Consider the following 25,106-nt stretch of genomic DNA (forward strand, 5'->3'; position numbering starts at 1 on the left):
TGTTACTGTTAATATTATACCAGAAGTGAAAGCGTATAACTCATGTATAAATACACGAGTGTGCGACGCTCATACATCAAGAATAATTACAAAATTGGTGTATGAATTTCACCTAATAACATATCTTGTTTGGCTCCAGTAACATGAGGTAAATTACCTGAAAAGTCATGGAGTCGCCAATAAGCTAATACGGCAAATGCGATCGCTTCTTTAAAATCACTATTCAATCCTACATCATCAGTAGTTAACACTTGACATTTTTCGCCTAATCTGTATTGTAATCGTTCTTTTAGATAAGAATTTCGACTACCTCCCCCGCATACTAAAACTTCATCGGACATTTGGGGTAAAAATTGACGATAATTCAAGGCAATGGAAGCAACGGTAAATTCAGTTAAAGTCGCTAACCAGTCAGATATACTTAAATTATAAGGCTGTGCAGATTTCCAACAAGATTCTAAGTATGATGGACTAAATAACTCGCGTCCTGTTGATTTTGGCGGATGGATCTGAAAATACTCATCATTTAGCCAATTTTGAACTAATTCATCGCACGGTTTGCCAAGTCTAGCCCATTGTCCATCAGCATCATAGGTTTGTTTTCCTTGCGTCAGTTTTTGGATGGCTAAATCAATTAAAACATTTCCAGGCCCTGTATCCCATCCATAAGCGAGGGTTTCCCAATGAGGGACGTTACGCGGGGGTAAATAAGTCACATTCCCAATACCGCCGATATTTTGAATACATCGGTGTAAGGTGGGATGAGAAAGTAGACAGACATCTATTTTAGAGACTAAAGGCGCACCTTGTCCCCCTGCGGCCATATCTGCAACACGAAAATTACTAACGGTCTGAATGCCTGTTAAATGGGCAATTAACGCCCCTCTTCCTAATTGTAGGGTGTACCCCATATTCTGAGTTGGAGGGCGGTGAAAGACCGTTTGACCATGAGATCCGATGATTTCTGCGGGGTATCCTGTTTGGATTTTTTGCGCGGCGGTGGCGAATTCTACGGCGATCGCATCATCTAACTCAGCAAATTCTATCATTGAAATGGGATGCCCTGCACAGACGGCTAAAATCTTGTCTCTGAGTTGAGGTGAATAGGGATAAGTTTCACCTTGCAACAAATCAACTTGTAAATCAAAACCATTCCCAGTAATCTCTACAAACGCTGCATCAATTCCATCGACGGACGTGCCACTTATTAAACCGATACAATACATTTAGTTTTCAATATCCTAAAAATATTATTAGCCGATTAATCGACTTATTGTAAACGTTGATGAATCCAGAGGTCAAACAGGGGAAGGGCTAACCGATAGCCTAACTCTGGCCCGTAAATTAAGCCTTTATTCTGTAAACCACTCAATGCACCTTGTAAACTCCCTCCGCGACAAAGAGAATGTTTATCAATGTAAACGCGACTTTGCGGTTTATCGGTGGGGTCGAGGACAAGACTTTCTAATAATTGTACTTGCGTGGGAGGAAGTAACATTAATAAAGATTCAAAGGTAGTACCAAGATCTTCTAACAATTCTTGAATGGCTTGATTAATCTCTTGATTTCCAATCAGATTTTTAGAGGGTTCCCTTTGTAAACGTCGTATTAACGCCGTTGCGTCCCCCATATGTCCTCTTACCGCGTTGAGAAAGGTTTGTAAAGCATTAGAACGTGGATCAAAGCTTAAACCCTCCCTGTTTAAAACCTCTCCTGCCCATGCACCTACTACATTATTTGTCAAGGGGTCAAGGGTAATTATTTCTAAATTCTTGCTGATTTCCTCACTCGGATGACTGGTTTCAGCGATCGTAGCAATTAAAACATAACTTACTACCGTGTGACGTTTGATTTCTTCCCTGAGATAAGTTTCCCATTTTCCCTGACGATCCCACGCTCGAATATGGGGAAATCCATGCAAGATTAATACCACAGGACGAGGAATAGAAACGGCGATATGTTGCAATAAATTTAGTATGGTAGTAAAAGATAACCAAATATCCTCGTTAAGTTGTATTTTAGGGATAATATCGCTCATTTCTAATTCTTGACTGGCTCGCACTATACCTTCATACAGTAATTGAACAAACCGTCTACTATCGATCGCTCGGATGCAATCAATCTCAATTCCCAGTGTTCCCACCGCATTGACAGCGCGTCGGGCTAAGGTACGTCGTCCACTCCCCGGTACTCCAACCAACAAAATATCTTGATCGCGTGTTAGTGCTTCTGTCATTTGCTGAAACTGTAATTGTCGCCCGAAAAGGTTTAAGGGAGAAGTGAACTCAGTAAAGGTCATGTTTTTAGCGTAACGGTTGCTCGTTGGTGATATTACCATCTTTTAGAACTATTTTTCCTAAAATACTATAGAACAGTGTCGATTGTTCAAATTACTATTTTTAATGCTTGCTTTCGCTATAAAACTATTAAATAGTGCTAAAAATAAAATAACTCGTTTTTTCAAAAAAAATCTATGATGACACTATCACATTCTATTACCCCTGAGCAAAATACTCCTGCTTGGCACCAGTTAGAAATTGATCGACTGATAGATAGTTTAAATGGCGATCGCGAAAATGGATTAACGGAAGACCAAGTACAAAAGAGAATCGAGAAATTCGGCAAAAACGAGCTAGAAACCAAAAAACCGAAACCAATCTGGTTAAAATTTCTTTTACAATTTAATCAACCCCTGCTCTATGTATTGCTCGGCGCGGGAGCCACAAAAGCGATGTTAGGGGAATGGGTGAATGCAAGCGTCATCTGGGGTGTCACCACGACGAACGCCTTAATTAGTTTTATTCAAGAATCTAAAGCAGAAGGGGCAATTTCAGCCTTAGCTAACGCCGTAACAACAGAAGCGATGGTACTCCGCGACGGACAAAAAAAACTGATTCCTTCAGGTGAGTTAGTGCCTGGAGATATTGTTATTCTGACTTCTGGGGATAAAGTACCTGCGGATCTACGCCTATTCAAAACCCGTGATTTACAGGTTAATGAATCCGCTTTAACAGGAGAATCAGTAGCTGTAACAAAAAACACAGAAATTTGTCCTGTAGATGCTTCTGTGGGAGATAGGCATAATATGGCACACGCTGGCGGTTTTGTCACCTTTGGGCAAGGAATGGGAATTGTCGTCGCCACAGGCAATCAAACAGAGATGGGGAAAATTTCCGGATTAATTGAAGAAAATCACGGACTTTCTACCCCTTTAACGCGAAAATTCGATAAATTTACTCGAAAATGGTTATTAATCGTCCTCGGTTTAGCCGCACTTACTTTCGCGGTTGGATTACGTTCTGGTAATCTTAATAGCGCCCTAGAATCGGCTGTTGCACTGATCGTAGGGGCGATTCCCGAAGGTTTACCCGCAGTCGTCACCATCACCCTCGCCATCGGGGTAAAACGTATGGCTAGAAGAAACGCCATCATACGGAAATTGCCCGCAGTAGAAACATTAGGAAGCGCGACGGTGATATGCTCCGATAAAACGGGAACTTTGACCGAAAATCAAATGACAGTGCAAGAAATCCACGCTGGATACCAAGAATACCGCGTCACAGGCAACGGGTATGATCCAACAGGAGAAATTTTCTTCGAGCAAAAACCCATTCAAATTAACGAGGAAATCGCTTTACAAGAATGTTTAATCGCAGGTTTACTCTGTAATGATTCGCGCTTAGAAAATGAAGGGGCGCGTTGGATGGTGATCGGCGATCCTACTGAAGGGGCGTTACTCACCTCAGCGATGAAAGGATCTTTTACACCTTTGAGATTAAATCAAAAAATGCCGCGTCTAGACTCGATCCCATTTGAGTCGGATTATCAGTACATGGCAACTCTACACGATACACCACAGGGAAAAGTGATTTATGTTAAAGGGTCAGTAGAAGCGATTTTACCCCGTTGTAGTTCTTATTTGACGGTTCAGGGCGGTTCTTGTGAGATAGTGGATGATGAGAAAAGCATTCTCACTCGTGTTAAAAAAATGGCGGATCAAGGGTTACGAGTGTTAGCCTTTGCTAAATTACCCGTCAAAAATGAGCAAAATACGATCGAGCATCCAGATATCAAAAAAGGACTGATTTTCATCGGATTACAGGGCATGATCGACCCACCAAGAGAAAGCGCAATTAAAGCCGTTCATGCTTGCCAAAATGCGGGAATACAGGTCAAGATGATTACGGGTGATCATATTGATACCGCCCGTGCGATCGCCCAAAGAATGGGAATTGGAAACGGGCAAGTTATCGCCTATACTGGTGCGAGTCTAGCGGCGATGGATGCGGTAGATTTGGCTAATGCGGTGGCATCTGGTTCGGTTTTTGCTCGTGTTGCCCCAGAACAGAAATTACGCATTGTTGAGGCATTACAGTCACGTGGGGAAGTCGTCGCAATGACGGGGGACGGGGTAAATGATGCGCCCGCGTTAAAGCAAGCTGACATCGGGATCGCAATGGGTATTACTGGAACGGAAGTCGCCAAGGAAGCCTCAGATATGTTATTAACCGATGACAATTTCGCCTCGATTGAATCGGCAGTCTCAGAAGGGCGATCGGTTTATAATAATCTTCTTAAGGCGATTAGTTTCATTCTTCCCGTTAACGGTGGGGAATCAATGACGATTTTAATCAGTACATTATTAGTACGAGATTTACCAATTCTTTCCCTACAGATCCTCTGGATTAATATGCTTAATACGATTACCATGACGACTCCCCTAGCTTTTGAACCGAAAGCTACAAACACGATGGATCGTCCCCCACGCAATCCAAAGGAGGGGTTATTATCAAGAAATCGGATGAAACGGATCTTGATGATCTCCCTGTTTAACTGGTTGTTGATTTTTGGGGTTTTTGAATATATTCGGATGACAACTGGGGACCTAGCGATCGCACGAACCATGACGATCAACGCTCTCATTTCGGGACGGATCTTTTATATGCTAAGTATTAGTCAGTTAATCCCAAATTTATTGGGACGCTTACGGGGCGAAATACCAATGGGTGAGAGAATACCTGCGATCGCTTTTGGAATTATTGGAGCAATTCTCTTACAAATTATTTTTGCTCATGTTCCAGTCATCAATCAATTATTTTACACTGCTCCGTTAACGGGTCAAGAGTGGTTATTCTGTCTTTTAGCGGGTTCACCTATGATTGTCTGGGCGGCGATCGCCAATAGAGTCGATCCTTTAGAAGGTAATTAGTATTATTATTCCTCGTAGGGGTTTGGTTACCAAACCCTTACAAAATTGGCATAATCCATTTTAATTCCTAAATTTAGGTTAAATAGTATATTAAAACAGGACTTAAAATTTATAACTAGCCATTTTAATTACATTTGTAAGTATATGAACTTCAATCAATTTTTAGCCACATCTCTTTTATTGATGACTTCTGGCCTAACTTTTCCTCTTGTTACTGTAGCGCAAAACCCACCAGCTAGTACATTTCAACCAGGACCTTGGCAACCTATCGCTAGGGTAGATACACAGCGTCCTGTCGGAGTTAAGATTATTAATCAGACCGATATTTTATTAGATTATGACCTTACTGCTAATGTTAATGCGTCTCCTGTACAAATCAACCCCGGCGAACCAGCAACCTTAAAAACGGTAAGAATTCCAGCGTATATTTTAATTAATCGTTCCGTTTCTACCAGCGAGTTTCCGACTTATAGTCTAATTTATGCGGTTTCTGTAGATGAAAATAATATGGTTACTGTGACTGTTACCAAAGGAGGTAATGATTCACCCGGATATAGTACTCTTAATATCAATAGACAAGGTGCGATTTTTGCTTACTAACTTAACTGCGCGACAATTTGATTATTGAGTAATAGATCTTGAGTCAATAAATCTTCGACGGTAATTCTTAATTGACGTAGTTGATCGACTTTGAATGATACTTTAACACGATCGCGTCCTGGATACCCCAAAGGATTAAGTTTAGCAATAGTACGACTTCCGTCACGATCATTCAAGGGTTGTACTATTGTTTCCCCTCCTCCAATTGTACGAGTAATGAGACGATCGCCATCAAAATAAACTTCAGTTCCGCTACTTTCGGACCCCAATTCACCGATAATTAATTCAATACTCGGTTGTGCTTCGACGGATGCCCCTAAAACTAATTCTACAGGTTCTCCCATTGGATAAGGTTGCCCCGTTTTAATAATTGGGTGCCAACTGTGACGATTAATTTTTCGGTTCCAATAGCGAATCCCATAGCTATGATAGAGGAAGTCTTTAACTTCGATTCCTTGAGCGAGTTGCAGGGCACCAACCGCTATGGCTTCAAAAGGGCGATCGTATTTTATTTTAGCTGCATCAAAGTATTCTTTCACCCAATTTTGTACCGAGGGAATTTGTACTGTACCTCCAACTAATAAAACCCCATCAATATCACTGACTTCTATTCCGTTGCGTCTTGCTTGCTGTAGAACTTGCGTCATGAGATCATCTAATTGATTAAAGAAATTCTGTTGTTTTAGAATCTCCTCAAATTGTTCTCGTGTTAGACTCAGTTCATAACTATCAAAAGTTTCATCATTAAAATAAACTTCTGTGGCTGCGGTTTGGGTGGATAATTGTATTTTAAGACGTTCTGCTAAACGAGTTGTTAAAGAAGTTTTAGGTAAATCTTGGGTTTTATAAAAATAGTCTACTAACCAATTATCGATATCTGTTCCACCTAAACTGGTTCCCGCTTTGGCTAAAACTCTAGCTAATTTTGTTTTTTGTGCAGAATTATTACCTAAGCTTTTTTCACCCCATTTTAAAATAAATCCTTGAGTTTTTTTCTGTCCTAATTCTAGCTGAACTAAGGATAAATCAACGGTTCCGCCCCCAAAATCAACGACTAAAAGTAATTCTTTGCCTAATGTTCCATAACCTAAAGCTGCTGCGGTGGGTTCATCAAGAAGCCGAATTTGTTCAATTTTCCAGCTTTGACAAACTTGACTTAACCAATTGCGATAGGTTTCAAAACTATCAACAGGAACCGTTAAAACGAGTGATTGAGGAATTTCTGAGGTTTCCCTTATTAGTTGTTTGATGATGGTAGATAAAAACCATTCGCCGACTTGTTCAAAAGTAACAACATTATCGTCTAATTCGGGTAAAAAACCTTGAATTTGTGCGCCAATTCCCCGTTTAAAACTACGAAAGAAGCGAGAATCAGAGTTATTATTCAATCCTTGATCATAAACTTGTTGTCCCGCGATGACTTGACCCTGACTCGCATCTTGAACATAAACTAAACTAGGAATCAACGGGGGATTATTTCCCACTTGTTGAGAAAGTCCAGAGAGTTTAATGATTTCTGGCTGTTCGGTGACAGCATTCCAACGGGTAATAACGGTATTACTGGTTCCGAAATCGATGGCGTAGAACACTGATAGGATAAATGTAGATGGACGGCAAGAATTATTTTATCCGATTTTCCTCAATGTTCGGCAATACTTACAGGGTGAATTTCAAAGAAAAAATAATTTAATGATTAAGATTCCGACCTTTTAATAAAAATGGGGTACGAAAAATTGTTCATTACGAGGAGGACGAATATAATCGGCGGCGGGTTTTCTCGGTGGTAAGATTAGAGGATCGGGGGTAAGATCTTCATAGGGAATTTTGCTCAAAATATGTTTGATACAATTTAATCTTGCGCGTTTTTTATCATCCGCTTCAACAGTAAACCAAGGGGCTTCAGGAATATTAGTATGGGCAAACATTTTATCTTTTGCTTGAGAATATTCTACCCAGCGCTCTCTCGATTCTAAGTCCATTGGGCTAAGTTTCCAACGACGGGCAGGATCTAACAGACGGGATTGAAATCTGGTTTCTTGTTCATGATCGCTAACTGAAAACCAGTATTTAAGGAGAACTATACCCGATCGCACTAACATTCTCTCAAACTCTGGACAGGAAAAGAGAAACTCTTTATACTGTTCTTCAGTGCAGAAGCCCATCACGTGTTCAACACCTGCCCGATTATACCAACTACGGTCAAATAAAACAATTTCGCCCGCCGATGGCAAGTGTTCTACATAACGCTGAAAATACCATTGAGTTTTCTGTAAATCCGAAGGCGTTCCCAAAGCAACAACACGACATCCTCTGGGGTTAAGCGGTTCAGTGATTCGCTTAATTGTGCCTCCTTTACCGGCTGCATCTCGTCCCTCAAATATGAGGACTACACGCAATCCTACGTGTTTAATCCAGTATTGCATCTTCACGAGTTCTACCTGAAGACGCATTAATTCTTTTTCATAAAATTTATTATTTAGTTTACTTGTCTGACCTTCATCATTACTATTATTAAGATTGTCTAATTGTTGTGAAGGTTCGTAAATATCATCTTTTGGTTTTTTCTTTTGTTTCTTCGCTTTTTTCTTGGCTTTTTGCTCTTTTTTGCCTACACCATCATTCAATTCATGTATAGCATTTTCGATAATTTCACTCATCAATTTACCTCATATTTTGAGAAAGATGTTTAGTTCAAAAACGTATTTAGTCTTTTTAGATCAAGCTTTATACCAAATCCCATTAATAGGACTGTTGATATTCTAACTGGGAGATTTTCCTCATTTGGCTCTCTTAATCTTTTCTTATAGATCTGTCTAAAGAATGTTTTTATAAAAATAGTTCATAGTGGACTTTCAGAATATCTGTAATATGCACTTTCTTAAGATAATGCTACTAAAAAAGAAAATCAGCCATTCTTGTAAAAATGTATAAGATTGACTTGAGATACCGCTAATTCTAAACTCCGATTAGATTAATCTCGATTGGAGACTTAAAATTTATGTTTGATGAAGGATACACTAAGTACGACTGTAACTGGATTATAGCTGATCCCTTACCTCAAACAAGAATTGAAAAAATGAATCAATGGCGAACAAAATTTTATCAACTGGGACTCATTGGACAGTATGAAAATGGGATCGGATTTGGTAACATTAGCATTCGTGAGGGCAATTCTTCAAAGTTTATTATTTCTGGTACTCAAACTGGGGGAATGAACACGCTTACCTCACAACACTATACAACGGTGATTGATTATAATTGGGAAAAAAATCATTTAACCTGTTTTGGCCCGATACAAGCTTCTTCAGAATCTTTGACGCATGGGGCAATTTATCAAGCAAACCCCGAAATTAATGGGATTATTCATGTACATCATTTAGAACTCTGGCGAAATTTAATGGATGAGGTTCCAACAACTTCCGCAGAAATAGAATATGGAACCCCGCAAATGGCTAAAGAAATTATCCGTTTATGTCGTGAAGCTAATTTACTCAAAGCTCAAATTTTGGTGATGAAAGGACATTTAGAAGGTATTATTGCTTTTGGAAAAAGTTTAGATGAAGCCGCTAATTTACTTCTAAAATATTTTTATGTGTCTAAAGGTTTGAGTTGAAAGTCATAGTAACTTACACCTTTTAATGATTCAACTCTAAAGCTATAAACTCCTTCTACTGTTGTGGTAAAGGTACAATACGCATTACTATTCGGACTACTATCTTGTGCAAGTTGTTCACCCTCTGGAGATTCGATATACAGGTTAAAATCAACATTAGGTTCACTGGGAATGACTGCAACACTCCAAGATGATTTACTAGGTAAACGATGATGATATAAACGCGATAATAAAATGGATACAGGAGCAACGTTAATAGTAAAACTACAATCTTTTGGGGCTACAACTTTGAATTGATATATCCCATCAGCAAAACTGGTAAAGGTACAGTACGCATCAGGTTCACTACTAGCATCTTTGGCTATTTCCTTACCCTGGGGATCGAAAATATAAAGATCAAAATCGATGTTAGAATTTTCTGGAATGACGGAGACGCGCCAAGTTTTGCCGCTATTCAATTGGGCACTGTAGATTTGCTGAAACTCATTCATAGGTTTATTCATCGTTGAATATTGAATCTTTATGTCATGATTTCATAACAGAATGTTAGTAGAGACGTGCCATGAAGCGTCTTTACATTTTCTAGATTAATGTAAAATCTGCGATAAAAATTTTTGTGTACGCTCATTGCTAGGGTTATTAAAAAATCGGTCGGGTGTGGTATCTTCAATTAAGAGACCATCCGCCATAAAAACAATGCGATCGGCGACTTCACGAGCAAAACCGACTTCATGGGTGACACAAACCATTGTCATACCAGAATCTGCTAAATTTCGCATTACGTCTAAAACTTCTTTAATCATTTCAGGATCGAGGGCGGAAGTGGGTTCATCAAATAACATGATTTTCGGTTGCATAGCTAAAGCACGTGCGATCGCTACTCGTTGTTGTTGCCCTCCAGATAATTGATTGGGGTATTTTTTCGCTTGATGGAGAATTCCAACTCGTTCTAAAAGTTGCGTGGCAATTAAGTCGGCTTTTTTCGGGTTCCATCTGCGGACATATATCGGACCCAACGTTACATTATCCATTACCGTTAGATGGGGAAACAAATTAAATTGCTGAAATACCATTCCCACTTCACTGCGAATTGTATCAATATTTTTTAGATTGTGAGTTAGTTGGATTCCATCAACGGTAATTGTTCCTTTTTCAAAAGGTTCTAAAGCGTTGAAAGTCCGAATAAATGTTGATTTACCCGAACCTGATGGCCCCATAATCACGACGACTTCCCCTTGATTGACCGTTAAACTAACGCCTTTAAGAACATGAAAGCCGTTATTATACCACTTTTCTACATTTTTGGCAATAATTATCGGTTCTAAATTTGTTGTTGAATTACTGCGGTTGGGTTCAATTTGCGTCATTTAAAAATGATTAAATATAAAAATAAGTTTTTGTCAAGCTTTCTTTAACTGTTCTATCACAGAATCTTGTTACTGACCTATTAGGGGATGACTTCAAAGGTTTTTATCACTCTGATAATTTTTACTAGCTTTTCCCTTGGGCTGATCTTAAAGCTTTTTCAACAACACAATGTTAAGATCTGTTGAGAAGTTTGCCATTAGGACATGACATCATTTGTGTTTGGTAGTCTACCCTTTTCTAATCAAGGCGGCGATCAGATCGTCAGCAAAGCAGTCAGCGCGGCTATTGCGGCTCTTTTTAAACGGACTGGTAAACTAGAAGCTAAAGTCCGGGCTGAACCTGTTGCGAAACTTCTGCAAGGAAGTATAGACGGGTTCGATTTTATCGGGAACGGAATGTTAATGTATAACGGATTGCGAATCGAAGCAATGGAGTTATATGTACAAGCTGTATCGATCGATTTTAGTGCCATTTTTACAGGACAAGTTAAACTCAGACAACCAACACAAGCAAGTCTCAGGGTTATTTTAACAGAAGAAGATTTAACAACTTCTTTCAATACACCATTTGTTGTCGAAAAATTACAGGGTTTACAATATCAAGATCAATCGCTACATTTTCAGAATACGCAAATGATTTTAAATGATGACAAGTCATTACGTTTAAAGACAGCGATCCGAGTAGGTGAAGCATCAGAACCCCTTGACGTGGATATGACGGCTTTTTTAAATGTTGAAGATCGCAGTAAAATTCAGTTTATTAACGTCACCTATCAAGGAAGTGAAGAAGCACAAGAATTAGGAAAAGCATTGATCGATCACGTCAATAATTTGATGGATCTTGATAAATTTGCCTTAGAAGGGACTCAAATTAAAATAGATCGAGCCAGAATTAAAGATCAACAAATTGTTTTTTATGGAGTTGCTCAAATTAATCAGTTTCCACAAAAGAAACCCAAATAAAGCCGATCATTTGTACTAAAATTAGAATAACTGATCAATCATGATATTTTTATGATGTTCAGTGATTCCATTTTTTTAAGAAAGCCTGATCATGACTAACTTCTTGACAATGAACGACAAATCTTAGTCCCTACTGTATTGTCTAGATCGGATGGGCTTCAACAATTTCTAAAACTTGATTGACAAAAGCTTGATGATCGACTACAGGTTTAGAAATGTAGCCATCAGCGCCACTTTGTTTTAGAAAATTCTCACGATCGCCCTCCATCGCATGAGCAGTGACTAAAATAATCGGTAAAGATGCTGTATCTGGATTCGCTTTCAACATCTGCGTTATCTTAATTCCATCAACAGACTGACCTCGATATGTACTATGAGCCAAAGAAACATCCATAAGGATCAGATCAGCTTCTTTGTGCTGGGCGATCCGCATTACTTCTTCGACATCTTCGGTTCCTTTTACCTCTAGACCGCCTCGTTTTGTCAGAATTTTGGCAAAAACTCGATAATTAAGAGGATCATCTTCTACAATCAAAACGGTTGTCATAAGAATTGTACTAAAGAAGTATTGTTAATAGAGGAGGAATTCACGACAATCCTCACTGTCTCGATACTACTGGAAGAAAAACACAAGTCAATTAGGAAAACAGGACTCATGGCAAAGCAATTAAATATTTTGACAAGGGGTCAAATTCTCCCCACAGCTTTACATCAAGAGATGGAACGCTCTTATCTAGAGTATGCCATGAGTGTAATCGTTGGACGCGCTTTACCCGATGTCAGAGATGGGCTAAAACCAGTACATCGTCGTATTTTGTATGCGATGTATGAACTGGGTTTAACGTCCGATCGCCCTTTTCGTAAATGCGCCCGTGTGGTTGGGGATGTGTTAGGAAAATATCATCCTCATGGCGATCAATCGGTTTATGAAGCCCTTGTGCGTATGGTACAAGATTTTACGACCCGTTATCCACTTTTATCGGGTCATGGGAATTTTGGTTCAGTGGATAATGATCCAGCGGCCGCAATGCGTTACACTGAAACTCGTCTGGCTGCTGTAGCGGACATAGCAATGTTACAGGGAATTAGTGAGGCGATCGTTGATTTTACAAATAACTTCGATAACTCTCAACAAGAACCCGTAGTTTTGCCCGCACAGTTACCGTTTTTGATCCTTAATGGTTGTACAGGGATCGCGGTTGGGATGGCGACAAATGTTCCTCCCCATAACGCAGGTGAAATCATTGATGGATTAATTGCGTTGATCGATAATTCTAATTTGACAGATGAGGCGTTATGGAAGATTATACCAGGGCCAGATTTTCCTACAGGCGGGGAAATTTTAGATACTGAAGGTATTAAAGAAGCTTATCGTACTGGTAAAGGATTAATTCCGATACGCGGGGTGACAAAAACTGAAACACTTTTTATAGAAGGGCGACGACGCAAAGAAAGAACCGCTATTATTGTTACTGAATTGCCCTATCAAGTGAATAAATCCGCTTGGATTGAAAAAGTTGCTGAGTTAGTCAATCATGGGAAAATAGAAGGAATTGCCGATATTAGAGATGAAAGCGATCGCCAAGGAATGCGGGTCGTCATTGAACTCAAGCGGGAAACCAATCCGAAAACGATTTTAAATGCACTATATCAACAAACAGCACTACAAATCAATTTTGGCGCGATTTTTCTGGCTTTAGTCAATAACCAACCGCGTCAATTATCATTACGTCAGTTACTCGAAGAATTTTTATCATTTCGTGAAACAACTCTCACCCGACAATACACCCACGAACTTACAGAAATTCAACAACGAGTACATCTACTTGAAGGGCTACTTCTCGCTTTAGAAAACCTAAAAACTGTCATCGAAATTTTGACCCTTGCTGCTGATGGAACAACGGCTAAACAAAGATTTCAAGCCGAATTAGGAATTACAGAAGCTCAGTCCGATTCTATTTTAGCAATGCCTTTGCGTCGTCTGACGGGTTTAGAACGCCAAAAACTCCAAACAGAATATACCGAGTTACAAAAACGAATTCAGGAGTTACAAACCTTACTCGGCGATCGTCATGAATTACTCAAAGCGTTAAAAAAAGATCTCAGAAGTCTAAAACGAAAATTTACTGATGAGCGTCGTACTCGTATTTTGCCTCAACCCAAGTCAAAAAGCATCCCAGAAACCACACCAATAAAAACGAAAAAAACAAACATTCAAGAAACATCTATTAAAGACACCAAAACAAAACCCCCATTATCTAAACCCGAAGCATCTCTTCTAACTCTGTTTACCCCGCAAACACCGCCCGAAGATGCCTTTATTTGTCTGACGCATCAAGGAGAAATATACTGGACAAAGCCGATTAATGAAGAGAAAAACCGCGATAAAAAGCTTATTTTTGCCCAAAGCATTCAAAAAAGAGAAAATTTAATCGTTGTTACAGATAGTGGTAAAGCCTATCCTGTGGCAATTAGCGAAATTCCTCCACTAGAAAGTCAACCTGTATCGGTCTTGACCCTTCTCTCAAAAACGGCTCAACAGGACACTAAAAGGGCTGTAAGCGTTTTCTTTTTGCCTGAAGGTCAAAAAAGAGGTGATATGCTGTTATTAAGCCAAGAAGGGCGAATTAAACGGCTTGACATGACAGAATTAGACCAGATTGGTAATCGTGGTTTAGCGTTAACGAAATTGAAAGAGCAAGACCGACTTAGTTATGTTTGTTGGACAGAAGAGGGAGAAGAAGTAGCGATCGCAACATCAAGCGGGCGGATGTTACATTTTTGTGTTAACGATGAACAGATCCCAATCATGGGGCGCAATGCTCAAGGAAATACGGCTTTACGGTTGCGGTATGGTGAAGCAATTGTTGGCTGTGTCACCCTAAAATCAAAAGATAATTTACTTTTAGTGTCTCAGTTGGGTTATGGAAAACGGGTACCAATTAATATATTACGTTTTACAAAACTGGGCGAATTGGGGACAACGGCTTTACAATTTTCCAGTAAAAGCGATAACTTAGCAGGAATACTCAAAGCAGAAACCGATCACAAAGTGATAGTTTTAACGAATCAAAAGAGATATTTAATGATAGATACTAATTCCGTCGTTTTGGGTGGTAAAGATGGAGTCGGCGATCGCGTTGTCAAATTGCAAGCGTCAGAATCTATCATTACTCTCATCAATTCTTATGAGGAAGGATCAGGCACATTGTGAAGAAGCAAAAATTGGATCTGAGTCGTCATTTATTTTGGAAGAAAATAACCAGACTGTTTCGCTTTCTGTTGGTAGGAGTATTAGGGTTTATTTTACTCAGTCTTATCAATAATTTAGCGATTCGTCTTCCGCAAAATCTGACACAAGACGTAGATGCAATTTTAGTTTTAGGTGGCAGTGTGCAACGAGAAATTTATGCTACAGAGTTAGCTGATGCTTATCCTAAGTTACCGATCTTGATCTCTCAAGGTTCTAGTGAACCATGTATTGTGGATTTATTCCGTTTTACGGGATCTCGAAAAAGCAATGTTTGGCTCGAAAAATGCGCTAATTCAACCTTTGAAAACTTTTTTTTTAGTGTACCTATTTTAAAGGATTGGGGTGTTCATAAAGTAAAAGTCGTCACTTCACCGACTCATTTACCGAGGGCAGAATGGCTTGTGAAAATTCATTTAGGCGCTCAAGGTATAGCCGCCGAAATGAGTATCGTTAAAGAAACTGGAATACCTGGAAATAATGAATCATTGATTAAAACAGGTTTAGATATCACTCGGAGTATGGTTTGGGGTATTTTCAGTCAGATTATTCGTCCTTACTGCTCTGATGTGACAGAATTATCTAAGGTTGATCTCAACAATTGGAAAAATCAAAATTATCAGTGTGAATCTCGCTTAAGACTGTATAAAAATTTGCAAAGAAAAAAACAAGGATTAGGTTTTTAACTTCCTAATCCCTATACTAATTAAGCAACAGAACGGCCTTCAGCAAAACCAAACTGGATGTAATGCTGAGTCGCACCTGTCAGGGTTCCAAAGTAAGGATTTGCCGCAATATCCGCATTGCTCGGATTAGCTAGATAAGCAGCAGGATTAAAATCAGTTAGAGAGCGATTTTCATTACGTCCAAACTTAAGATAATGATTAGAACCCGCTTCTAGATCATAGTGAAAGGCCTTAATTAGATCGCCGCCAATTGTATAACTAGAAGCAATATAACGTGCTGCATCAAAAAGATTCGGATCTCGTCCTTCAGCAAAACCATTCGTAATAAAATGTTGTGTACCTGCTAAGGTATTAGTACCAATAAAAGGTGCATTGACTAAATCACTCCAAGAATTGATATAACGGGCGGGATCGAAAGAAGTTGTAGAACGTCCTTCAGACCAACCATGATTAATATAGTGTAGGGTTGCACCAGCACTATCGATCGCTCCTGCGATGGGTTTATTTCCAAAAGCCCCAATTAAATCTCCTCCTGGATAGCTTGAGGCAATGTAACGGAATTCATCAAAGGTATCAGTTAGACGACCTTCAAAACGACCATACTGTAAATAATGATTGGTGAGCGCTGCCAAACTGTAGCCTGAGTCAATATAGTAACGAATTAAATCATTGGGATTAGACGCGGCATATGATGCTGGATCAAAGGCAAAAAACTCATAAGCACCTAAATCAACAAACCCGCCAAAAATTCGCGGTAAACCCGCCACATCATTAACAACATTGGTTGGAACTGCAGCATTATTACCGATATTAATGGCTGGAGAACCCGCTTGTAAGCTTAGATTACCATTGGCTGCATCGACAAACAGAGGATCGATATTGAAAACAGAAGCACTGCCAGCTAATCCACCTTGAACAATGCTATTAGTAATTAGCTCAGGCCGAGTTGTTGCAAATTGACTATTAGTTGGAGCCTGATTTCCCCAAAAAATACTATTAGTTGCGGTCAAACTACCAGAAATAACATTAATAGCCCCATCTTTATTTTGAGAGGTATTATTACTGAAAGTAGAGTTTGTCGCGTTGACATTAGTTGCAGAAAAGGAGATCCCCCCACCGTCGCTAATAGACGCATTACGATCAAAAACTGTCCCAAATAGTGTGAGTGTTGTTCTAAATGCCCTAATTCCACCGCCAATTACACTAGCACTATTTTGACTTAAGATGGAATTGGTAAGCGATATGGTCGAATTGGAAGTACCATCGCTAGTTACCATGTCATCGATAAAGATTCCTCCACCTTGACCCGCTTGGTTCGCAAGAATCACAACATTGTTAAACTGATCTTGAGTATTATCGGTGTATACGCCGCCGCCTCGATCATTAGCCCTATTTCCTGTAATGATCAGATTAGAATATGTAGTACGCCCAGTTCGACTAAAAATTCCGCCCCCGTCATCATTAAAGTTCTGCTGATTGGCATTACCTCCTGTGATTGTAAAACCATCTAAGACAGCTTTGTTGGGGATATTAATCGCAGTAACCACATGATAGCTATTATCTGAATTATTACCCACAACTCCGATATCGCCACTGAGATAGGTAACATTTCCTGCAATGTTTCTTTGAGAAAAATCGGTTTCAAAACCGCCAAAGCCACCGTAAATTTCTATACCATCTTTAAGAGAAAAGCTAGCAGCGCGATCGCCTGTTCCCGTTGGTACATATACTCCAGCCGCGACCCAAATTTCACTCCCAAAAGACGCGTTATTAATAGCGGTTTGTAAATCCCCATAAGCATCAGCCCACGATGTCCCCGAACCGCCTGCACCTTGACGTACATAAATAATCGGACTACCTTGTAAAGTGATCGGTGCTGAAGTTGCTAAGGCTAAAACTTCAACGTTTGGGATTTGAGCGGGCGTAAATTCTATAGTTTGTCCAACAGTTGGAACATTTTGAACCGAGTTTGTGTCTAAATCATTTTCTTGATTCTTATTAACAGATTCTGTCAAAAAGTTTGTTTCATTATAAAGAATTGTTGACGAATCATCGAGCAATAACATCTGATCATTTCCTCCCTGATTAATCATGCTACTTGTATTGTTTTTTGGTTGCCGTTCCGAGTAGATGAGTGAATAATTATTCTTTTTTAGAGCAGTATACCTTTGAAAAGGAGTAAAACTTGTAAATACTCTAAAAATACTCCTCAAGAGATAGCAAGTTTCAGCCTAAATCATAACATGCTTAACTTAACTTTTTGGGTTCATTATTGCTAAAAAAAGAATTTTCTGTCTCATTATTAATGCTTGGTTAGCTCTTCTCTAACTCATCATTTCATCATTAAATTGATAAGTTTTTTGAAGAAAATTTTCGCTTTTTATGACAATTCCTGCAATTGCCGATAATATTATCCATCCTAATGTATTAACTTTTCCATCTATTGCAGAAATATCAAAACAGTTAAAAAGAATTGCCTCGCCAAAAGCCAGTAAATAAGTCAAAAAGATCAGATGTCCTGAATGTCTTAAAGAACGAGGAATCGAAAACTGTACAATTAATAGCTTAACGGCTAAATATAGAATCCAACCGACCCAGACACAGAATAAAATCGTGCCAATTATTCCAGTTTCTGCTAAAAACATCAAAAATAGATTATGAGGATGCCCTAACCATAATTTCATCTGTGCTTTATACATGGGGCTAAAGTTGCGGAGTCCCCAACCCGTTAAAGGTCGATCTAACATCATCTGTAGGGCGAATTTCCATTGTGTGCTTCTGAGCAAAGCATAAGGACGTTGATAGAGTTCATCGGATAATCTCGCCCAAAAATAAGCAGGAACAAATTGACGAAACCCTTCTTTAATGGGACTTGGTCCCCAAGAAGCAAGACCTATACTACTGGCTAGTACAGCAAAACCAGCAACGAGCGCTCGCCATCCTAAATACAATGCAAAGACTAAACCGGTCAAAAATGCCAAACCCCAAGCATTGCGAGAATTGGTCAAAATGAGTCCCAAACCATTACCCAGTGTCGTTAAACCTAAAAATATTAAAGAAAAGCGATTTTTTGCAGATGGGTTAAGTCGCCATTGTTGAAAGACATCAATTGTTAAACCAATACCCAGGATAAATACCATCAAAAAATAAAAAGCCAAGATATTCGCATACATAAACACAGAAGACATTCGACCGATGGGATCACCATAAGGGGGAAAATCAGCACTAACAATGGGGTCAATGATAGCAGGAACACCCCATCCTAAAAATAATTGACCCAAACCCAACAGAAATACAAGTCCCGACGGAATTAGCAGTCGCCAAGCTAACTGACGCAGTTGAGAGGGTGTTGTAATGAGATAACTTAGACCAAGAAAGAGTAGAAAAAAGGGCAGGAAATTACCTAAACCCAAAAACGCATCAATCGGACGCGGTGACAAACTAGAGGTTAAAATCAACCAAAGACTAATAACGCCTAAACCCCAGACGATAGGCTGTTTAATAATGCTCGAAAAATGCTTGCTTATTGATCGTATTGAAGCAATTAATAACCCTAATCCTCCCAATTCTGGGACAAGTGGGAAAATCAATACAGAGACTTTGACTAACCTCCATTCCCATTCATTAGTTTTTTTGAATTGTTCTGTCATGTCAAGTCTGCGTTTTTAGGTCAAACTGGCGATATTTTCTCAAACTGGTTCCCAGCACTCCTCTTCAGCACGAGTTAAACGAATTTGGGCTAGGGCAAAAATAGCGGGAATAATGCGACTATAGTTCGTTGAAATTGCTTTCCAACCGACATCGGCGACAAACCAACCCCATAAAACGGGTCCCACAAAACTAAATACTGTCCGAACTGCCCCATAACGTGCGGCACTAACCATCATGCCCCGTTGTGCGCTCGAAATTGCTAACTGACTTGCTGCCATCGTACTGCCTCCCAGTAAGGCGGCTTGGGCGGCTTGATAGCGTGCAAAATGTAAGGCGAATTGTTCGGCTGTGATTCTGAGAATAAAAGGTTTAAGAATTGAGTTAACCGCCAAAGCACTACTACCTTTGAGAACAACATTGACGGGGTTATGTTGCAATTGAACGGGTAAAGGTTCCGGTAGATTAGATTGAGCTAAAGAACGTTGAATTTTGACAGAAAGGGATTTTTGCTCAGTTTCGGGTAACTTTTTCCAAGCTTTGCCAATTAAGTTAAGAAATATTTCAGCCTCTATATCGGTGGTGGGCATTTGGTTTGAGTAAGGAATTTTGAGATAATGGCAGACTCTAATTAAAGCTTGTCTGTAACTAACGGCGGCGGTTTTTCCTTTTAAAACGGTTATGCCATCGGCAGCGAGATAACGGAAACGTTTTTCGATCGCATCTAGCCAGGCTTCCCAACCTTGGCTCTGAACTTCTATTGGATCTGGTGTTTGCAGATAATCTAAGGGATTAAAGCGACGACTAAATAAAAGTTGGGTTAGCTGCTGTAGTTCTTCTTCAGTGGCTAATTCTAAGACTGACCTGAGTTCGTCCAATTTTTTTTCCTCCACAACCCCGAACCATTTTAGTGACTCTCAACTATTCTAATATTAGCGGTCTAAAATTGCGTAGTGAATTAAAGCAATTGTCAGATTTCAAAGATATTAATGATTAAATGGTGAATGAATGACGAACAAAATATATGATGTGGCAATTGTCGGGGCAGGACTTGCGGGTTTAACTTGCGCCAAACGCTTACAAGAATTGGGTTTTGGGGTTATTATTTTAGAAAAATCAAGAGGTCTTGGCGGACGAGTTGCGACACGGCGTTTACAGGATACTTGGGTGGATCATGGTAATCCTTATTTGGAGGTTCAAGGGTCTTTTACTGAGCAATTGATGAGGGATTTGTGTAATCAAGGGATTTGTCATCTTTGGACTGGTTCTATCACTCAATTATCCCAAAATGGAGAATTACAGCCTTATAGTAGCCAAAGTGCTTATGTTTCTGGTACGGGACTGAGTGCGATCGCTAAATTTTTGGCGACTGATTTAGAGATTTGGCGTTCTTGTCGAGTCATTAATCTCGCTCTAAATTCTAAACAAACTTGGAAACTGAGTTTGGAAACGGACTCTAACTATCCTCATGTTGTTGAGGCTAAAACTGTTGTCTTGGCTATTCCTGCACCACAAGCTTTAATGTTAATTGAAGCTTCAGCAATTAAAAATCTTGCACCTTCATTTTTAAGTGATTTAGCTTCGGTTCGGTTTAACCCTTGTCTTGCTGTTATGGCGGGTTATGACTCTCGATATTTATCTGAATTATCTTCTCAATGGCAAAGTTTGAGAATTTTTACACACCCTAATTTATCTTGGATTTCTGTTGAAAGTAGTAAAAAAAATAATTCTGAAGCACCGATTTTTATTTTTCATAGTACTCCTTCTTTTGCTCAAACTTATCTCGATACGTCTAATTTAGAATTAGCTGGACAACAATTATTAGATAGTGCATCTCAACTTTTTTTTTCTTGGTTAAATCAACCTTTATGGTTTCAAGTTCACCGATGGCGATATGCTTTACCGCTTCAGTCTTTATCGGTTTCCTGTTTGGTTGCTACTGACCCTTTACCGATCGTTTGTTGTGGGGATTGGTGCGGGGGTCATTTGGTTGAAAGTGCTTTAAATTCGGGTTTTACTGCTGCTGATAAGGTGTTGAAAAATTTGTTGTTTTAATCTTTTTTTCATCGTTTAAAGGGTTTGGAGACCAAACCCCTACATTTTTTATTGGTGATGCTAATTTAATGATTCGACCATTTCTAAAAATTTCGGTTCTGATAGAATGGTCAGTCCAAGTTTTTGAGCTTTTTTCAATTTGTCACCAGGAGATTTACCAACAATGACATAATCTGTTGTGGAACTGGGTGAACTGGTAATTTGTCCACCTGCTTTATGAATAATTTCTTTGAATTGCTCTTTATTTAATTTGGTAAGAGTTCCTAAAAGTACAAGGTTTTTACCTTTAAAATAAATTTCTTCAGTCTCGGTTTTTGTTTCAGTAACTTGGGGGTTTTCTTCAACAACAGATTCTGGTTCTTTCGAGGGTTCTTCTATTGCTGTTGTGTGTGGTTCTGATTCTAAAATAGGTTGCTCTTGTTCTGCTACGATTTCTGGGGTTGATTCTTCTATAATATTGTCTTCAACTGTAGCAGGTTCTACGGGTTCGTTTTCTTCTTCTACCTCATTTATTACTGTTTTTGGACTCGTTTCGGTAATGTTTGTTTCGGTTTCTGGTTCTATTTGTTCTGATTTTTCTATGATGTTTTCGGAAACATCTGATACATTACTATCTTCAGTAGTTGGCTCTAAGTTGTTTTGTGTTTCTTCTTCAGGAAGGTTGGCTAAAGTTTCTCTAAGTTCGGTTTGTTGGGTTTCTAAGTCTTGTATCTGCTTTTGGAGATTAGAAATTTGAGTTTCAGAATTAGATAGATTCGTCTCTAAATTGGAATTAGTTTGTTGTAATTCTTGTAGTTGATTTTCTAAATTTGCTGATTTTGTTGTAGCCGTTTCTATCTGTCTATTAAGTTTTATTTTTTCCTCTTCTAGTTCTTCAATTTGACTTTGTATAGTTGTCAGATTAGCTAGTCGAATTTCTAGTCCTTGATTGACTTTTTGTAATTCTTGTGCTTCAGTTTCTCCTGTTGTAATTTGTTCTCTAAGCGCATTTAACTGTTTAGTTAAGTCTGACTTTTGTTCTTCTAGTTCTTCAATTTGACTTTGCGCTCTAGATGAATCATCTAATTTTCCTTCTAAGCTAACTTTTTCTTGCTGTAAATCTTTTAATTGAGTGTGTAAATTCTGATTTTCTGTTTGTGATTTTTCTAGCTGTTGAGAAAAATCTAATTTTTGTTGCTCTAATTCTTGGATTTGAGCTTGTAAAGTATCTAAAGTTGCTACTTTATTGACTAATTCTGTTTTGGATGCTTGTTCTTTTTGTAGTTCAGTTTCTAGGTTTTTTACTTGGTTTTGTCCCGCTTCGATTTGTTGCTCTAATTCTTGGATTTGAGCTTGTAATGTTTCCAGAATAGATACTTTATTGACTAATTCTGTTTTGGATGCTTGTTCTTTTTGTAGTTCAGTTTCTAGGTTTTTTACTTGGTTTTGCCCCGCTTCGATTTGTTGCTCTAATTCTTTAATTTGAGATTGTAATGTTTCCAGAATAGATACTTTATTGACTAATTCTGTTTTAGATTCTTGTTCTTTTTGTAGTTCAGTTTCTAGGTTTTTTACTTGGTTTTGTCCCGCTTCAATTTGTTGCTCTAATTCTTTAATTTGAGATTGTAATGTTTCCAGAATAGATACCTTATTTACTAATTCTGTTTTGGATGCTTGTTCTTTTTGCAGTTCACTTTGTAGAATTTTTACTTGGTTTTGTCCTGCTTCTATTTGTTTGCTTAAATCTATTTTCAGTAACTCTAATTCTTTGAGTTTATCTTTTAAATCTGTCTTATTTATAGCTTCTTCTAATTGTTGTATTAATTGAGTCTTTTCTTGTTCTATCTTTTGTAAACGACTGTTAAAGCCAATAATTTGTTGTTGTCCCTCATTAAGATCTTGAGCTTGTTTAATTTTATCTTGTTCTAGTTCACTAACAGATTCTTGAGCTTGTTTAAAATCATATTCAAGTTGTTTAACAATGCCTTGAAGTTGTTTTTTTTCCTCTATCCAAGCTGCTTGATTCGCCTTTGTTTTATTGCCGTCACTATTTCCTGTAATTTTTTGGTTTCTATTGCGTAATATAGCCGCAAATCCAATAAATGTTACAAATGCTCCTATTCCTTCGTATATAATTTCGTTACTCATTTTGAACTCTCCTAATACAGCAAGAATAACAAGTAAAATTAAATTAATATTTCTCTTGTCGTGAGGCAACTAAAAGAATTGACCTATCTTTCTACTTATAACAGTTAATGTACTCTCTCTTTACGAATATTAATTAAGATATTGTCTTATTTTTGTTCACATTCTTGTTGAGTTACCCGATGACGATAGCGAAACATATCTTCTAAACGAGCATTAACCCACCGATGAAGTAAAGATTCTGTAATCTCGCTGCCGATGAGTTCATATTCTATTATATCGGTTAAGCGAGTCTGTCCGTTTTCGGTTTGAAACTGATGGCGATGTACCCAAGACTGCATAGGGCCTTCTATTTGTTGATCTATAAACAGTTGATATGGGATACACTCAGTATGACGGGCTATCCAACGCACAGGAATAAAACCTATCCAAAGACGAAATTCTGAAATCGCCCCAACTCCTAAACCTCCTTCTCTACGGATAATTTCTACAGGTTGCCAAGGTGGGGTTAGTTTTTGTAGTATATCTGATCTTTCGTGAAAGTTCCAAACGACTTCGACTGGTGCATTAATGAGACTCGAAAATTCAAAACGAAGCATATTACTAAAACTGGAGATAGTGCATCAGTTGAGACATCATTTGACCATCTAATTCTAAACGCTGTTTAAAGTCAACTAAATTTTGATATTTTCCGTATTCTTGACGTTGAATGATGATCTTTTCGGCAAACTGAGGAGTAATTAAAGGTATTTCTAATAACTGCTCTATGGTAGCAGTATTTGGGTTAAGTCTTACAGGAGTCAAGAAACTGTCTGGATGATAATAACTAAATTCTAAGATGGGTTCTAGGGGTTTGAGTCGTTGGATGGAAAGACTTAAAGCGGCGGCTAAATCCTCAATTGATAGTAATTCTACACCGCTACTGATTAATTGTACGAGCATTCTAGCTTGATGAATAGATATTCCAGGTAATCTGAGCCAATCATCGACATTTGCTTGATTTACATTGATTTTAATCCCTAATGCGGCTGCGATCGCAATTTCCTCAAATGATTGAAATCGATAATAGGGATCATTGATAATTTTCTGTTGTAGCGTTTTTTGAGTCAGCCAGCCCATACCATATTTAGGTTATTTTGTCAAGAAGATGACGGCGTTTTTGTTCAAATTCGTATTCTGAAATAAGTCCATCAAGTCGTAGTTGATCCAATTCTCGCATTGCTTGGGCAATTGATTCAACATGAGTTGTTGTGTTTAGTGTGGGTGGGTTCGTGTTGGTTAGTCCAGTTAGGCTAAACTGTTGAGCAAACTGGTCTGAGTCTTGTATAAAATATAGTACCGCATCGATCGCACAGGCAATCCGAGGAATCGGGGTTTGCCATAATAATAAATAAATCACGCCCCATAATGGTTGACCTAAATAGAATTTATGTAGACCTGCAATGGGAAATGGTAACGATAAAATTGTACCGAGTAAAGCGATCGATATTGCTACTTTTCGACTTTTCGGTAAATTGACTAGATCGGATAATGTCGCCATTTAATGAGTTACTAAGACTTATTTACCAATGAATTGATCATAAACGTTATC

The 25,106-nt window shown here is 38.6% G+C and carries 21 protein-coding genes; 7 read left to right on the plus strand and 14 right to left on the minus strand.

Annotated features, from left to right (window positions below; translation table 11 throughout):
* Positions 1-86: 86 nt before the first annotated feature.
* Together C7H19_RS00610 and C7H19_RS00615 are read right to left on the minus strand one after the other, a co-directional pair.
* Positions 87-1,226: an anhydro-N-acetylmuramic acid kinase gene (locus C7H19_RS00610; RefSeq protein WP_106454944.1), complete on the minus strand. Its 1,140-nt coding sequence runs from the start codon at positions 1,224-1,226 to the stop codon at positions 87-89.
* Between the two features lie 44 nt (positions 1,227-1,270).
* A complete protein-coding gene (locus tag C7H19_RS00615; protein ID WP_106454945.1) occupies positions 1,271-2,338 on the minus strand; it encodes an ATP-binding protein in 1,068 nt (355 codons plus the stop codon).
* A 135-nt stretch (positions 2,339-2,473) separates the two neighbouring features.
* Between C7H19_RS00615 and C7H19_RS00620 the strand changes: the two genes are divergently transcribed.
* Together C7H19_RS00620 and C7H19_RS00625 are read left to right on the plus strand one after the other, a co-directional pair.
* Entirely contained in the window at positions 2,474-5,209 is a 2,736-nt protein-coding gene (locus C7H19_RS00620; protein ID WP_106454946.1) for a cation-translocating P-type ATPase, read from the plus strand.
* Between the two features lie 144 nt (positions 5,210-5,353).
* Positions 5,354-5,809, plus strand: a complete 456-nt coding sequence (locus tag C7H19_RS00625; RefSeq protein ID WP_106454947.1) for a hypothetical protein — start codon at positions 5,354-5,356, stop codon at positions 5,807-5,809.
* On the opposite strand, the gene C7H19_RS00630 is transcribed toward C7H19_RS00625, so the two are convergent.
* The gene (locus C7H19_RS00630; RefSeq protein WP_106454948.1) at positions 5,806-7,398 is read right to left on the minus strand and encodes an Hsp70 family protein; all 1,593 of its coding nucleotides are present in this window, start codon (positions 7,396-7,398) and stop codon (positions 5,806-5,808) included. The genes C7H19_RS00625 and C7H19_RS00630 overlap by 4 nt on opposite strands.
* 120 nt (positions 7,399-7,518) lie before the next feature.
* Entirely contained in the window at positions 7,519-8,466 is a 948-nt protein-coding gene (gene ppk2, locus C7H19_RS00635; RefSeq protein WP_106454949.1) for a polyphosphate kinase 2, read from the minus strand.
* A 341-nt stretch (positions 8,467-8,807) separates the two neighbouring features.
* Between ppk2 and C7H19_RS00640 the strand changes: the two genes are divergently transcribed.
* Positions 8,808-9,422: a class II aldolase/adducin family protein gene (locus C7H19_RS00640; RefSeq protein ID WP_106454950.1), complete on the plus strand. Its 615-nt coding sequence runs from the start codon at positions 8,808-8,810 to the stop codon at positions 9,420-9,422.
* Here C7H19_RS00640 and C7H19_RS00645 read toward each other — a convergent pair.
* Positions 9,398-9,913: a PPC domain-containing protein gene (locus C7H19_RS00645; protein WP_219907549.1), complete on the minus strand. Its 516-nt coding sequence runs from the start codon at positions 9,911-9,913 to the stop codon at positions 9,398-9,400. The genes C7H19_RS00640 and C7H19_RS00645 overlap by 25 nt on opposite strands.
* Positions 9,914-10,009: 96 nt before the next feature.
* Positions 10,010-10,789, minus strand: coding sequence for an amino acid ABC transporter ATP-binding protein (locus tag C7H19_RS00650; protein WP_106454952.1), 780 nt, complete (start codon positions 10,787-10,789; stop codon positions 10,010-10,012).
* Between the two features lie 204 nt (positions 10,790-10,993).
* Here C7H19_RS00650 and C7H19_RS00655 point away from each other — a divergent pair, with 204 nt between their 5' ends.
* Positions 10,994-11,752: an LmeA family phospholipid-binding protein gene (locus C7H19_RS00655; protein ID WP_106454953.1), complete on the plus strand. Its 759-nt coding sequence runs from the start codon at positions 10,994-10,996 to the stop codon at positions 11,750-11,752.
* A gap of 142 nt (positions 11,753-11,894) precedes the next feature.
* Here C7H19_RS00655 and C7H19_RS00660 read toward each other — a convergent pair whose 3' ends face one another.
* A complete protein-coding gene (locus C7H19_RS00660; protein ID WP_106454954.1) occupies positions 11,895-12,299 on the minus strand; it encodes a response regulator in 405 nt (134 codons plus the stop codon).
* A gap of 108 nt (positions 12,300-12,407) precedes the next feature.
* On the opposite strand from C7H19_RS00660, the gene C7H19_RS00665 reads away from it, so the two are divergent.
* Both C7H19_RS00665 and C7H19_RS00670 read left to right on the plus strand, forming a co-directional pair.
* The gene (locus tag C7H19_RS00665) at positions 12,408-14,966 is read left to right on the plus strand and encodes a DNA gyrase/topoisomerase IV subunit A (protein WP_106454955.1); all 2,559 of its coding nucleotides are present in this window, start codon (positions 12,408-12,410) and stop codon (positions 14,964-14,966) included.
* Positions 14,960-15,688 carry a YdcF family protein gene (locus C7H19_RS00670; RefSeq protein ID WP_425428851.1) on the plus strand — a complete coding sequence of 243 codons (729 nt, stop codon included), beginning with the start codon at positions 14,960-14,962 and terminating at the stop codon, positions 15,686-15,688. The genes C7H19_RS00665 and C7H19_RS00670 overlap by 7 nt, the downstream gene beginning before the upstream one ends.
* A gap of 20 nt (positions 15,689-15,708) precedes the next feature.
* On the opposite strand, the gene C7H19_RS00675 is transcribed toward C7H19_RS00670, so the two are convergent.
* The 3 genes from C7H19_RS00675 to C7H19_RS00685 all read right to left on the minus strand — a co-directional run bounded on the left by C7H19_RS00675 (position 15,709) and on the right by C7H19_RS00685 (position 20,214).
* Complete coding sequence (locus tag C7H19_RS00675) at positions 15,709-17,781, minus strand: choice-of-anchor Q domain-containing protein (protein ID WP_106454957.1); 2,073 nt, start codon at positions 17,779-17,781, stop codon at positions 15,709-15,711.
* Between the two features lie 231 nt (positions 17,782-18,012).
* Positions 18,013-19,338: an O-antigen ligase family protein gene (locus C7H19_RS00680; protein WP_106454958.1), complete on the minus strand. Its 1,326-nt coding sequence runs from the start codon at positions 19,336-19,338 to the stop codon at positions 18,013-18,015.
* A gap of 39 nt (positions 19,339-19,377) precedes the next feature.
* Positions 19,378-20,214, minus strand: coding sequence for a YaaW family protein (locus C7H19_RS00685; protein ID WP_106454959.1), 837 nt, complete (start codon positions 20,212-20,214; stop codon positions 19,378-19,380).
* A gap of 130 nt (positions 20,215-20,344) precedes the next feature.
* Between C7H19_RS00685 and C7H19_RS00690 the strand changes: the two genes are divergently transcribed.
* On the plus strand, positions 20,345-21,391 hold the full coding sequence (locus C7H19_RS00690; protein WP_106454960.1) for an NAD(P)/FAD-dependent oxidoreductase: 1,047 nt from the start codon (positions 20,345-20,347) through the stop codon (positions 21,389-21,391).
* A gap of 60 nt (positions 21,392-21,451) precedes the next feature.
* On the opposite strand, the gene C7H19_RS00695 is transcribed toward C7H19_RS00690, so the two are convergent.
* From C7H19_RS00695 to C7H19_RS00710, 4 genes are all read right to left on the minus strand, one after another.
* Entirely contained in the window at positions 21,452-23,518 is a 2,067-nt protein-coding gene (locus C7H19_RS00695; protein ID WP_106454961.1) for a BRCT domain-containing protein, read from the minus strand.
* A 146-nt stretch (positions 23,519-23,664) separates the two neighbouring features.
* Complete coding sequence (locus tag C7H19_RS00700) at positions 23,665-24,114, minus strand: SRPBCC family protein (RefSeq protein WP_106454962.1); 450 nt, start codon at positions 24,112-24,114, stop codon at positions 23,665-23,667.
* Between the two features lie 4 nt (positions 24,115-24,118).
* Positions 24,119-24,634 (minus strand): ComEA family DNA-binding protein, encoded by a 516-nt coding sequence (locus tag C7H19_RS00705; RefSeq protein ID WP_106454963.1) that lies wholly within the window; start codon positions 24,632-24,634, stop codon positions 24,119-24,121.
* Positions 24,635-24,641: 7 nt separating this feature from the next.
* Positions 24,642-25,055, minus strand: a complete 414-nt coding sequence (locus tag C7H19_RS00710; protein ID WP_106454964.1) for an NINE protein — start codon at positions 25,053-25,055, stop codon at positions 24,642-24,644.
* Between the last annotated feature and the right edge of the window lie 51 nt (positions 25,056-25,106).

The organism is Aphanothece hegewaldii CCALA 016, assembly GCF_003007785.1.
GTDB classification, from domain to species: domain Bacteria; phylum Cyanobacteriota; class Cyanobacteriia; order Cyanobacteriales; family Microcystaceae; genus Chroococcus; species Chroococcus hegewaldii.